The organism is Bifidobacterium catenulatum DSM 16992 = JCM 1194 = LMG 11043, assembly GCF_001025195.1.
Classification (GTDB): Bacteria; Actinomycetota; Actinomycetes; order Actinomycetales; family Bifidobacteriaceae; genus Bifidobacterium; species Bifidobacterium catenulatum.
The window spans coordinates 871,422-883,128 of record NZ_AP012325.1 but is presented as its reverse complement, the minus strand read 5'-3'; the positions used below and the strand labels follow the sequence as shown (position 1 = coordinate 883,128).

At 51.6% G+C, this 11,707-nt stretch carries 13 protein-coding genes; 2 read left to right on the top strand and 11 right to left on the bottom strand.

The window, feature by feature from the left end:
* Positions 1-15 precede the first annotated feature (15 nt).
* On the bottom strand, positions 16-1,365 hold the full coding sequence (dcm, locus tag BBCT_RS03695) for a DNA (cytosine-5-)-methyltransferase (protein WP_128805892.1): 1,350 nt from the start codon (positions 1,363-1,365) through the stop codon (positions 16-18).
* Between the two features lie 131 nt (positions 1,366-1,496).
* Here dcm and BBCT_RS03690 point away from each other — a divergent pair, with 131 nt between their 5' ends.
* Entirely contained in the window at positions 1,497-2,696 is a 1,200-nt protein-coding gene (locus tag BBCT_RS03690) for a hypothetical protein (RefSeq protein WP_003835189.1), read from the top strand.
* Between the two features lie 65 nt (positions 2,697-2,761).
* On the opposite strand, the gene BBCT_RS03685 is transcribed toward BBCT_RS03690, so the two are convergent.
* The 3 genes from BBCT_RS03685 to BBCT_RS03675 form a co-directional block, all read right to left on the bottom strand.
* Positions 2,762-3,052 carry a hypothetical protein gene (locus BBCT_RS03685; protein ID WP_003835191.1) on the bottom strand — a complete coding sequence of 97 codons (291 nt, stop codon included), beginning with the start codon at positions 3,050-3,052 and terminating at the stop codon, positions 2,762-2,764.
* Positions 3,053-3,115: 63 nt separating this feature from the next.
* Positions 3,116-3,424, bottom strand: a complete 309-nt coding sequence (locus BBCT_RS03680; protein ID WP_228429074.1) for a LysM peptidoglycan-binding domain-containing protein — start codon at positions 3,422-3,424, stop codon at positions 3,116-3,118.
* A gap of 277 nt (positions 3,425-3,701) precedes the next feature.
* Positions 3,702-3,821, bottom strand: a complete 120-nt coding sequence (locus BBCT_RS03675; RefSeq protein WP_003835196.1) for a hypothetical protein — start codon at positions 3,819-3,821, stop codon at positions 3,702-3,704.
* 1,412 nt (positions 3,822-5,233) lie between these two features.
* On the opposite strand from BBCT_RS03675, the gene BBCT_RS03670 reads away from it, so the two are divergent.
* Positions 5,234-6,457 carry a hypothetical protein gene (locus BBCT_RS03670; protein ID WP_003835199.1) on the top strand — a complete coding sequence of 408 codons (1,224 nt, stop codon included), beginning with the start codon at positions 5,234-5,236 and terminating at the stop codon, positions 6,455-6,457.
* A 385-nt stretch (positions 6,458-6,842) separates the two neighbouring features.
* On the opposite strand, the gene BBCT_RS03665 is transcribed toward BBCT_RS03670, so the two are convergent.
* The 7 genes from BBCT_RS03665 to BBCT_RS08800 all read right to left on the bottom strand — a co-directional run bounded on the left by BBCT_RS03665 (position 6,843) and on the right by BBCT_RS08800 (position 11,510).
* The gene (locus tag BBCT_RS03665) at positions 6,843-7,514 is read right to left on the bottom strand and encodes a hypothetical protein (RefSeq protein ID WP_003835200.1); all 672 of its coding nucleotides are present in this window, start codon (positions 7,512-7,514) and stop codon (positions 6,843-6,845) included.
* Positions 7,507-8,583 carry a DUF262 domain-containing protein gene (locus BBCT_RS03660; protein WP_033513493.1) on the bottom strand — a complete coding sequence of 359 codons (1,077 nt, stop codon included), beginning with the start codon at positions 8,581-8,583 and terminating at the stop codon, positions 7,507-7,509. The genes BBCT_RS03665 and BBCT_RS03660 overlap by 8 nt, the downstream gene beginning before the upstream one ends.
* Positions 8,584-8,628: 45 nt before the next feature.
* Positions 8,629-8,766: a hypothetical protein gene (locus BBCT_RS09425; RefSeq protein WP_003835204.1), complete on the bottom strand. Its 138-nt coding sequence runs from the start codon at positions 8,764-8,766 to the stop codon at positions 8,629-8,631.
* A 53-nt stretch (positions 8,767-8,819) separates the two neighbouring features.
* Positions 8,820-9,740: a DEAD/DEAH box helicase gene (locus BBCT_RS09420; protein ID WP_003835205.1), complete on the bottom strand. Its 921-nt coding sequence runs from the start codon at positions 9,738-9,740 to the stop codon at positions 8,820-8,822.
* Positions 9,695-10,786 (bottom strand): DEAD/DEAH box helicase, encoded by a 1,092-nt coding sequence (locus BBCT_RS09415; protein ID WP_003835206.1) that lies wholly within the window; start codon positions 10,784-10,786, stop codon positions 9,695-9,697. The genes BBCT_RS09420 and BBCT_RS09415 overlap by 46 nt, the downstream gene beginning before the upstream one ends.
* Entirely contained in the window at positions 10,759-11,145 is a 387-nt protein-coding gene (locus tag BBCT_RS09410) for a GIY-YIG nuclease family protein (protein WP_231858088.1), read from the bottom strand. Before BBCT_RS09410 ends, BBCT_RS09415 begins: the two co-directional genes overlap by 28 nt.
* Positions 11,146-11,348: 203 nt before the next feature.
* A complete protein-coding gene (locus BBCT_RS08800) occupies positions 11,349-11,510 on the bottom strand; it encodes a transposase (RefSeq protein ID WP_231858100.1) in 162 nt (53 codons plus the stop codon).
* Positions 11,511-11,707 lie beyond the last annotated feature (197 nt).

The following is an 11,707-nucleotide window of genomic DNA, read 5'->3' as shown; positions in this document are numbered from 1 at the left end:
TAGCGGCGTGTCGTTTCAGTCGTGGCTTGCGCCGGCGACGGCCAGTTGGCGGGCCTTTTGGATCGCCTCGTCGGCCAGTTCGGAATCGGAGATCAGTTCGGGGGCCTTGTTCTCCTGCATGACCTTGAGGATATGGGGACGCATGATGCGGGCGATCTCCGCGATGGCTGGTACGACCACGGAGTTGCCGAACTGGCGATAGGCCTGCGTGTCCGAGACGGGAATGCGCAGATCATCCGGGTATCCCATGAGGCGGGCGCATTCGCGCGGAGTGAGCCGGCGGGGGCGTTCACCTTCCTGCGCGACCAATATCTCGGAACCGTCCTTGTGATAGCGGGCGGACAAGGTACGGGACACCATGTCAGGCGTCACCAAGCCATAGCCGAAGCCATGTCCCATGGCCTCGTGCTTGGCCTTGTAGTCCTGCAGGTACTGCCACAGGCGTGGGGTGAGCGTGTATTTGTCCTGCACCTTGTTGTGCTCGTAGTCGAAGTACCGGTCGCCGTCCCAAGGCAGATACGGCTCGGTGCCGTCGTTTTTATGAAGGATGTCAGCGAGCACGGGCTTATGTTCGGGGAGCTTGAGGTCATCCCATGTGAAGTCGGTATGCGAGCGGAAGCCGACGATGTAGATACGTTCGCGGTGCTGGGGAACGAAGTGCTGTCCGTCGATGACCTTCCAATGCACCTCGTAGCCCAGCTCGTTCTGCAGGGCATCGAGGATGACTTTGAAGGTGCGGCCCCGGTCGTGCGAGGTCAGATTCTTCACGTTCTCCAACAGGAACGCCGCCGGACGTTTCGCCGCGATGATGCGCGCCACGTCGAAGAACAGCGTGCCTTGCGTCTTGTCCCGGAATCCGGTCTCACGGCCTAGGCTGCGTTTCTTCGATACTCCAGCCACGCTGAACGGCTGGCACGGGAAGCCCGCGAGCACCACATCGCAGTCGGGAATGTCATCCACGTCCACCTTGGTGATGTCTCCGGCCATCTGCTCGGTGAACCCATAGTTCGTGCGATACGTGCGGGCCGAGAACTCATTCCATTCCGAAGAGAACACCGCATGCCCGCCAGCCGAAGCAAAACCACGACGGATGCCGCCGATGCCGGCAAACAGGTCAATGGTGCGGAAATCGGTGCCGTCTTCATGCGTGGTGCCGAAATACAATTCACGCAGCGCAGGAACATAAGCAGGCTTGCACTCCACCTTGCCCAACTCCCAGCGCTCCACAGTCGAGGTGGATACATGCAACGACTCGGCAAGCTGACGGCGCGTCATAGAACCACGCAACAACGTGATAAGCTCAGTTGCTTCATCAAAGCCATCGGTGGCTTGGGTGCTAAGGTTTGATTCGATAGCGCTACTCATAGGGAAGAACATATATCATTATGATGACAAAAATTCCCGGAGAAGCATATGTCGGACATTTCGAACATTCGTTCGACTAAAGGTATATTATGTGTATGCCGCACGACAAAATGTCTTACTGAAAGGTGCTGATGTCTAAGAAAACCGACTCGACCAAAAAGCAGTCGAAGCTACGCCATCCTGTAGACGATCTGGAGGCGAGAGACATTTTGCGCCGCTTTGTGATTCGAGCACGCCGCGTAGAAGCACATTCGCTAGTCCAAAATAACTCTGTCGAGAAATATGTTAAACCCTCAATGACAATTAGCTACAAGGAAGGGCAACCTACTCGAATCAAATACATAATGCCCGACCAAGAGATTTTTGAATCTCTAGCAGCTCGCACAAGGCCATGCATCCTCGAATCTGAACCCGTGTATCTTGAAAAAGTATTCCGCTCGATCGATATGCTACTTGACGGAAAGCAATTGACTGGACAGGCCAAGCAGTGTTTCGATTTTTGTCGAAAGAAATTTCGAGATCTACACGATAAAAACAACGGTGAATCTTATTCGATTCAAATGTATGACAAAGATAATGTTCCCGAGGGTCGACCCTTATCTGATCTCCTGATAGGCGAAGCTTGGCTGTACTCAGATTTGGTTCATGCTGACCCCAAGGGAGACAAAGCAAGAGCGGCAAAGCTTTCATATCGTGACCGATATTATGCCGGAACGTCATTTTTCAGCATGCTAACAATTGTCATCATTAATATGCTGAATCTCATCACCGCAATTAACAAGCAGTTCCAACTCAACATCGATAAAAAAGCTTGGAAAGAACAGGTAGTGGCTTCAGCGGAAGATTCGGAAGTGGCCACCGAGAAAATGGTGGTCTTGCCTCCTAACACTAGAGTGCCCGAAGGCATTGATCCCAGTGCTCTTCCTGCAGCCATTGATGTGACTAGCCCAACTGAAGCGATTAGATTTATACAGCCCGAACACAGCACCGATGTCATTTTCCTCCGCAGGAAGGAACTTGTCAGCAAAGTCCATGGAGCTTTTTCTTGGAAAAATGACGTACTGTCCATTCTAATTGCAGACGCACTTGTACTCGAACTCAGTACTGCCGGGGCTAGCCAAGCAGAAAGCCTTCAACGAGTGGAAACTCGCATCAAGCATCGATTCACTGCCGATACGGAGGCAACTAACTCCTTACGAGCGATCATGCACAAATGCGACCGACTCCTCACGGTCATTCCATACAAGAAGGGCAGCCTCCTATATGTTGATTGTCCTCTTGCTGTTAAAAACGATAAGCAGTCGGCAAACAACTCTTCCCCTCAGAAGTAGCTACAGATTTACGTGGATCCAGCCAACTGGCCGAGTCCACGTAAATTGAAGTAGTATAAATCAGACTACTGGTTGCGCAGTTTATCTTTGGATAGTTCCCCGTCGAGCACTTGGTTAACGAGCGTGTACACGGTCTGGGCGACGCCCACTATTCCTGCGAGCGTGATTCCCCATGTGTGGGTGCCGTCGAATCCGCCGGTGGCGGCGATGGCGATGGTGCCGAACAGGATGGATGCGGCCAAAGAGACAAGCCCGACGTATCCACTGGGAATGTACTTCTTAAAGGCCTGCACGACGGCGGGCACGATCAGGCCCACAATCCCAGAGGCAAGGGTGGTTGCGGTGGAAATATCCATGGGTTTCTCCTTAGATGATGAGAGTGGCCTCCGGCATGGTGTCGAAGGCCACAATGGTTTGGGTCAGTAGCGGAGCCGCTGACCGGGGTAAATAAGATTGGGGCTGGCGAGGTTGTTCAACTGGGCGACGCGCTGCCATCCGTCGGCCCCGAAGATGCCGCTGAGAGTTTCTCCACGCTTGACGACATGCACACGACCACTTGTGGACACGGATCCGCTGGCAGCAGCTGACGTGCCTCGATAGGTGACGATGTTGCCCGGATAGATCAGGTTGATGTTGCCGGATGGCGCACTCCATGCGGACAGCGGCCACAGTCCGGTTCGCTTGGCGATACCGGACATGGTATCGCCGTTGCGCACGGTCACGCTCACGCTTCGGTCGGAAGTGTATGTGATCAAATAAAGGTGTTCGGCGTCGGCACTTGTTCCTGTACACCCTGAGCGCTCAATTTGGACATTGCCGGCGGTGATGGTGCCGGTGGGATGAGAACACCGGCATCGTCCGGTTCCTTGATGGATTCCCGAGTGCTTATCAACCAAACTGATGGTTCCCGGGAGGAAAGGAAATGACTGTTTTGCTTCAATTTTTCTTAAGCAATTGGGGCTGGTGACGTTTTGTTGGACTCGTCATTGATTCCATCACCACCGATCATGCCGCAAGACCGAGCGCACCTCGACGAGCCATGATGCTCATGCCGAACTTCGTCTTGATCCTCCTGTTCCGGTACCAGACCATGTAGCCGTCGAGCATGCCGATGAACCCGTCCATCGAGACGCCCGCGAAGCCGCGCTTGCGGAGGAACTCCTGCTTAACCCGGCCTAGGAACCCTCCGCGGCGGCGCAGCGCTCGTATTTGATGTACAGGTCCACTGCCCTGTCACGCTGCTCCTTGTTGTACTTCGCCATAAGAGGGTTCTCCTCCCGGCCGGGAAGTCCAAGAAAACATCACCACATCGAAAAGCGGATGAATGACATGGATGATGACGACTGGCTGTTTCGCGCCGCGAGGGGCGAGAACCTGTGGACGACGTGGCGGACGCGATCAGAGCCCTCCACGAGCGCGAACTCGTGTGAATCAGGCATGGAGGTATCGCGGCGTTTGTATGCATTTGTATGCGGATTGTTTTCGACGGTATAATTAAACCCCCTTGAAAACCTAATGTTTTCAGGGGTTACGGTCGGGCTGACAGGATTTGATTTGAATAGCGTCATCTCAACGTTTATAGGCTCTCAGGTGTGATAATGATACACCTAAGGATACTTCGTATCGCTTTAAACCAGATCATAGTAAGAGGCCAGAACGATGAGCTTGTCTCATCTCGAGGAACCTTTTGAGGTTTCGATACGCCTCATCTTGATGAGGGGGGCAGGTCTGGCCTTGGAAGACGCTCTGCGGCGAGCAGATCATGTGGTTACGGTTGTTTTGTTCTTTTCTGAGATACGTTTTCTAAGAGCCTCGTGTTTTTGCTTTTGGCTTGGTCTTGGATTGATGAGAACGAACTATTCGTCTACGTTCACTTATTAGTGCCTCTAGATGAATAGCCAGATCTCGATTCGAAGAAAAACGCATTTTTGATAGATTGCACGTGAGATGGAGATTTCGCCTTTAAAACGACTCTCCGTGTTCTTGCTTCTCCTCGGAGATCCGCTGGTGCTTTTGACTGTCCTGCGGCTTGGCCGTGTCTGGCGTCTGGACGTGGGTGCATGGGGCGTGTCCTGATTACCGAGGTGACTCTGTGGCGAAGGACCTAGCAATGGGAGCGAACTCGCGAAAAGCGAGGATCGCGGTCCATTGTGGTTTCTGAGTTGCAGATAAGTCGCTGAGGTGGTGAAGGACGTTAGCTCTGTGTGCTTGCGTCTGGGTTGTTGGATACGGCTGTGCTGTGCGGCCGGGAGTGCCTTGAGCGGGTCGAAGAGCAAATCCCGGGGGCAAGCTTCGTAGCGAAACGGAGAAGCGGTCTAGACGGTTTGTAACCGGCTAGATGCCCAGTATTATTATTAGGGATTTGCGTAACTTTGATACTGATTTGATATAGACACACTTATTAGTGAATTTTTGACCTCTAGATTTGTAACACGCCAGAGACTCCATTTTAGGCTGTTTGTTACAAAAAACGACGCTGATATTAGTCCTTCCGAGTGATGAAAGGTAGTAGCCACAGAAACGGAAAACTATCAACAATGAAAGACTCTAATCTGGTCTCCAGCTCTCGTAATAACTGGTTCTTTACGTTGAACAATGTCGAGGAATGCTTCGGCACCGAAGACCCTTCCAAGATCGAAAGTGCTCTTGAGAAGAAGTTGTCCCATTACCGGTATGCCTGTCAGCTTGAACGTGGTAAGGATTCCGAACATCTGCATTTGCAAGGCGTTATAGCCTCTGACGGTCGTGTAAGGGGCAAGACTCTGATGAATAAGCTTCCTGGCATCCATCTTGAGGTTGTGAAGAATCTTCAGGGTTCGTACTCCTATTGCACCAAGGAAGACACTAGGGTCGCTGGCCCCTTTATCCATGAGTACTCCACGAAGAAGAACGATGATGGTGATCCTTTGACTTGGAACGATCTGGTGGACACCTCCATGACCTATGAGGAGTACAAGAGGTTCGATGGGTCTGGCTATACCTCGAAGAAGCTTAGGGACAGGAAGATCATCTACTTTGAGGTCTACAAGGAAGGTAGGTCTCTCAGCGATGTGATTAAAGACCCTTCTCTGGCTGTGATAGTGGCGGATAACCTTCAGTACTGCAAGACGCTTGAAGCTAAGTACCTTGAGGAGAAATCCAAGGCATGTGAGGATGAGCTTCCTTTTGTGGAATACCGTTGGGGTGAGACCGGCACTGGTAAGACGTGGACTGCTTTGCATGATCCTGAGACTGGCAAGAGGCTTGACGATGTCTATCTCGTGAAGGATTGGGCCGCACCTTTTGACAACTATAAGGGTGAGTCCGTGATTCTTCTGGATGATCTGCGTGGTAGATCTGTTGACCGTTCTTTTGCGCGTAGCGGCATTGCTCTTGCTGATCTGATCAAGATTCTCGATAATTATTCCGGTGAGGTCCACGCTAGGAACGTGAATAGGTATCTCGCCGTTAAGAAGTTCATCATCACGTCCAATTGGCCTTTGGAAGACCAGTATGTCGGTGAGTCTCCTTGTGATAGGGATGCTTTCTTCAACCGTATTGACAAGGTCGTGTTGTTCGTTGGCGGGTCTCGGCGTAAGAAGGAGCATAGCAGCTTCATCCACTATCCTGACGGTTCCGAGGTGAAGGTTTCTCTCTCTGGTAGGGAGATCGGGGACAGTGGGTTTGCCAGTTCCTTGAAGGAGTGTGTCGAGCCTCTGGATCCTAACCGTGAGAGCAAGTACGGTATCTATCCCGATGGGATTTCTCTGGACATTGACTGACCGATATTGGAATTACGTTGATTAGTAATTCCTTTTCTGCCCTCGTCATTTTGGCGGGGGCTTCTTTATTGGAAATAATGATACAGGCAATGATACACTTTTTGGGCATGAAAAAGGGAGAAACGTTGGAATTTCAACGAATCTCCCCTGTGGGTCGGGCTGACAGGATTTGAACCTGCGACATTCTGTTTGGGCGGGTGTTTGATTGGCTTGTCCGGCTGGGTTTGGGTGAGCTGGTTTTCGTTGGAATCAAGCGGATTCCGGATTTTGGAAAGTTTGCTTGACCGGGCTGGGATTGGTTCATCGTGACGGTCATCGTTACCATCTCGTTACCGTCCCTGTCGCATGCGGAAGGGGAGAAGCTTCGGCGTGTCGAACATGTGAATCATTCTTCCGACTGCTCGTCAAAGAATGTCTTAATGTCATCGAAGAAATTATAAATCGAATTAGCAAAAAACATAAATATTTCTTTGTTCCTTGAACATCCAATTTTTGGTGTGGTCATAAGGAATACTCCCGCGGAAAGAATTGAATCAGGGCTTGCTGATGGGATGAAACTTGAGGCAACGCGTGTAAACCGTTTTCTGCTTTCAGGACTATTATGCGCAATATAATTACGAATCACTTCTGCAGATTTGATAATATCGGAATTACTATTTGCTCCTAACTCAATATATATCGGATTCTCTGTACTGAAAAAAATCTCTGCTTTTGTTTTTACTTGATTAGGTTTTGCCCAATCTAATCTAACGGTATCATCGGACTGCACTAAGCCTCCCGCTAGTAACTTTTGTGCATGTACTTCATCTTTGGGGGAAATGTAGCAAGTATATTGGTCGGGATGCTTGCTCGCCATAAGAGAATACTGAATAAAGAAATCTCCTATAGTATTCTCGTACAAGCGGAAAAGACGAAAAAATAACGTTTCAAACAGTAGCTCCTTGTATTGATCATCTACCCCTTTCGAAGAGAGGAGATTGTTGTGAAAACTTACTAGTGTATTAAAGTCTTCCGAAAACTTGCTGAAGACCTGCTGTAGGTTTTCGGAATCATTCATTGTTGGCATAATCTTTCAATTGTCGAAGGATAAATTCCCATCTGCGAATTCGTGTTGCTTGATCAGTAGTTGCTCGCCTTGAGTCCTGAATAAACTGATTCCAGTCAGAAGAAGGTTCTTTACTGTCGATTTTTTCGTCATATGTAGCAGAAAAATTGTCAAAAAAGATTCTAAGTTTATTGTTTGGCATGGAATGCAGTGATTCTATTTCAAGGTTCGTCTTCAGGCAGTTTGTGCGAATTGATGCAATTACGCAGAAGAGTGTGTAATATAAATGCACTCTTCTATAATTTGTTAAAGCTATTTCCTCTGGAGCATATATATCTAGCAAATTTTGCATAGTTGCATGAAATGCTTCAATCGCATTTCTCATATTTGAGTATTCATTGCTTGATTCGGGAATTTCGTCGTATTTTTTGTAGAAAGCTGGTATAGATTTTTTCGCATGTATGCCGTCAAGCAGTGCGATAAGCAAATCGCCAGTTAGTTCCACTTCGCTCATTCTTGCTACATTGCTGCTTGTCAATATCTTGGAATCAAGCCAGTATTGGACGTACTGCCTTGCGACTTGATGAGCAAATGTTTTGAATGCGCCAAGGTACTGTGCATTAAGTAATTCTGTACTATTTAGTTTTACTGAATATGTGTTAAGTCGTGAAAAAATATCAAGAATATCTGCTGTATTCTGATTAAACAGGACGTCTACACCAAGTTCGTACTGCAATACTTCTTGCTGAACGAAATCAGGTAATGCGGAAAACACCAGTCCTCCGTATTGCTCATTATGTAGCTTAGAGACCGTAAATCCGTCATTGATGTAATCCAGTAGAGCTCGAAGCCGTTGTTGCCCATCAACCACGGTTCTTACGTTCTTGCCATCTACCAATGCCTGCGTGATAATAATCTTCGGCATTGGCATTCCTCTTAATACTGTATCCACTAAATAGGATTTAGCTTTTGTATTCCACACAGCTCTTCTCTGAAAATCTGGTGAAAGAATAAGCTGTCCATTTTCATTCCACTCGTTAAAATCCAGAATATTATATGCTCTGGTATCAAATGCTTTCACTTTTCATGTTCCTTCCTGTTGATACAATACTACCAATCACGCCTCTCACATCTCCTCGAACTCTTGAGACGGAATTACGGTGTCGAACGGACCGACCTGTGCGTCGTTCTCGTGTTTGTCGATGCCGGCGTAGGAGAGGCTGTCATCCTCGTATCGCTTGAACTTGTACACGGCGTCGTTCATGCGGGCGCTGTTGAACACGTTGAGGCTGAGCAGCAGCTCGAAATCGTCCTTGGTCAGGCCGGTGACCTTCTTGAACAGTTCCGCTCCAGCTTGGTGATGACGTCCCTCAGGGTCTGCTCGCGGTAATCCGTCAGGTACATGAAGATCGGGATACGCGTGGCAAACTTGATGAGCTTTTCCTGCACCTGCTTGCGAAGGCTCTTGGTCTCCTTCTCCTCGGCGTTCATCTCCTTCTTTTCCTCGCGCGTGGGCTTCTCGTCCTTGCTTTTCATCTCCTTGAGATGGTCGGACTTGTTGATGATCTTCTCCAGATCGTCATTGAGGCTGCGGAAGCCCTCGATGCTCATAAGCGCATCCATGGCACGCTGGTTGTTCATCAGCTTGCGCAGGGTCAGGTCGTCCACGTTCACGAGCAGTGCACTCTCCCAGCGCTTGGCGAGCAGCGTGGCCGACGTGCCGGATGCGGCCCAGTCGAGCACGTCGGTCGCGTTGACTCGCTTCATGCTGCTGCCGTCGTAGGCGAGCACCGGGAGGAAGTGGATGAACTCGCCCACGCTCTGCTCAGGCGAGATCGTCTCGTCGGGATGCAGCGAGCAGCTGTAGTCCGCGATCTGCCGCAACGCTCTGGTCGGCGCGAAGTCGAACACGTAGCACTCGCGTTTCAGAATCAGCGTCTCGTTGGGATGCAGACCGTCCGGGTTGTCGATCGTCCACGGCGACTGCACGCGGAACGCCGCCTGGAAATACGTCTCCGGACTCTTGAGATTACGCAGCATGAGGATTCCCGTCCACGGCTTGACGGTCACGCCCGTGGTCAGCTTGCCGCACGACAGGGTGATGGTTTTCGATTCCAGCGGATCCGCCATCGACCTGCGCACCGGGCCGAGCGCGTCCAGACCGATGCCGGCCTCCGCACCCGCGCACACATTCACCGTGTAGTCGTGGTAGAACACGTTCTGCCGCTGCCTGAGCATGTTCGCCATCGCATAGCAGGACGCGACCGAGGGCATGACCAGAACTGTGCGTCAGGATGTTCTTCAACCGGCTTATCGGAGTACGGCATGGGCGGCTTCTTCGCGCCCATCTTCAGCTCGTCCACCGTCGTCTCGGCGAACCCGCCGCGCAGCAGGTCAAGCCACTTCTGTACCTCGCTTGGATGTTTGAACTCGGCCTGATCCCCGTCACCCTTCGCGGCGAAGAACTCGTTCAGATCGAACTCGTCGAACTCACCGCCGGATGCGATCTCACGGATCTGATCGGGCATCTGATAGGTCATCAGCACCATGCGTGGCAGCGATTCGTACGGATTCTTCCCCTGGGCCGGCTTCCACCTCTCCTTGGCCCGCTGCTCGTCGGAATACGTCCAGTTGAAGATCTGTTCTTCGATGAACTCGCCGTTGACGATCGCGCGGAACGACGTGCCTGACAGGAATAGGTACGCGCCCGTGGTGATTGGCAGGAAGTCCGTATCGCCCTGCTCGAAGCTCTCATCAATCAGCTGCGCGACCGAGTTCATGTTGTCGTTCTGCTCGCACTTGTCCTCCTGCTCGAACAGTTCTCTCGCGCTGTCGCGCCATGCGCCGAAGTAGTATTCGTCGAAGATGACCAGATCCCAATTGATCTCGTGCACCCACTCGTTCTGCGCCTTGATGTCTCCGGCCTCGTTCTTGCCCAAGTAGTCCTGAAACGAACCGAAGCACACGATCGGACGGCTCTTGTCGGCGTGCTCGTAGTCCAAGCCTCCGTTCTGCGTGGTCTCGCGGGAGATGAACTGCCACCCCTCGAAATCCTTGTGCGATTCCAAGTCCTCACGCCACGAGTTCTCCACAGCGGGCTTGAACGTCAGCACCAGTACACGCTGATAGCCCTGCGCCTTGGCGAACTCGTAGCTGGTGAACGTCTTGCCGAAACGCATCTTCGCGTTCCACAGGAAGCGCGGGGCCTTGCCGGGATTATCCTTCTTGAACTGCGCAAAGTACTCCTGCGTCTTCTTCACGGCACGCTGCTGCTCCGGACGCATGCCGAAGCTCTGCGTGCGCTGAGTGGTGGATCCGCGACGCTCCTTGACAGCTGTGATGGCCTCCCGTACATCCTTGACCGAGCAGCGGAATCATTCGCCCCAGTGCGTACGAATCGCTGTTCGAGCATCCTGTGCACCGGATGGTCGTCGAACGCGGAACCGTCGTCACGTATCGCGCTTTCCTCCAGCACGATACGGAAGTTCACCTGAGCGGTCTTCGTCTGCTCAAGGATTCGAGTACGCACATCGCAATCCGTATAGCCTACCTTCAACTGACCTTTATGGCCGGCATCATCAATCGCATAGGCGTAAATGGTCGGAGTGAGGTCAGGACGTTCAGGGAAGAAGTTGTCAGGCATTGTCGGAAGCCTCCATCTGCATTTCTGGAATAGCTTCATCAATTAGATGCCGTTCTTCGGCCGATAGCTTGTACTTATCAAACAGCTCCTCGTTTGATCAGTGCTGCGAGACATCAGGCATGGGCACAAATTCGTATGCGCTTGGAGCCATGTCTTGAGTAGAAGTGCGTAGAGAAATAAGAGGCTTCTGCTGTTTTCGTGGGTTAGATCGTGGGTTGTGGTAGTCGGATGTCGAGTCCACCGCATCGGAGCGTGATCGGGGCGGTGAGGTTGTCGACGTGGTGGAAGCCGTAGGCCATGCGGATGGTGACCTTGGTCCTGTTGTTGAAGGCCTCGAGCCTGGCGTTGGAGTAGCCGAGTTGGATGGTCCTGAGGATGTCCGGCCGGCGGCGTCAGATCTTCTTCGCCGGTTCGACGATCTCAGGTATGCGTGAATGCGAGGCCCGGAACACCCGGTGTCTCAACTCGCCCCTGGCCTGTTCGGGCGGGTGCTTAGGCAGGGTCCTCAATGGCTCCTTGAGTTGCTAGGCACGGTGGAGCTGGCCCTTGGGGTCCGTGTTCC

Bases quoted from the DNA above. Each gene is read 5' to 3' on its own strand.
- dcm (WP_128805892.1), bottom strand. From the start codon at position 1,365: ATGAGTAGCGCTATCGAATCAAACCTTAGCACCCAAGCCACCGATGGC.
- BBCT_RS03690 (WP_003835189.1), top strand. From the start codon at position 1,497: ATGTCTAAGAAAACCGACTCGACCAAAAAGCAGTCGAAGCTACGCCAT.
- BBCT_RS03685 (WP_003835191.1), bottom strand. From the start codon at position 3,052: ATGGATATTTCCACCGCAACCACCCTTGCCTCTGGGATTGTGGGCCTG.
- BBCT_RS03675 (WP_003835196.1), bottom strand. From the start codon at position 3,821: ATGGACGGGTTCATCGGCATGCTCGACGGCTACATGGTCTGGTACCGG.
- BBCT_RS03670 (WP_003835199.1), top strand. From the start codon at position 5,234: ATGAAAGACTCTAATCTGGTCTCCAGCTCTCGTAATAACTGGTTCTTT.
- BBCT_RS03665 (WP_003835200.1), bottom strand. From the start codon at position 7,514: ATGAATGATTCCGAAAACCTACAGCAGGTCTTCAGCAAGTTTTCGGAA.
- BBCT_RS09425 (WP_003835204.1), bottom strand. From the start codon at position 8,766: ATGAACGACGCCGTGTACAAGTTCAAGCGATACGAGGATGACAGCCTC.
- BBCT_RS09420 (WP_003835205.1), bottom strand. From the start codon at position 9,740: ATGCTCAGGCAGCGGCAGAACGTGTTCTACCACGACTACACGGTGAAT.
- BBCT_RS09415 (WP_003835206.1), bottom strand. From the start codon at position 10,786: ATGCGTCCGGAGCAGCAGCGTGCCGTGAAGAAGACGCAGGAGTACTTT.
- BBCT_RS09410 (WP_231858088.1), bottom strand. From the start codon at position 11,145: ATGCCTGACAACTTCTTCCCTGAACGTCCTGACCTCACTCCGACCATT.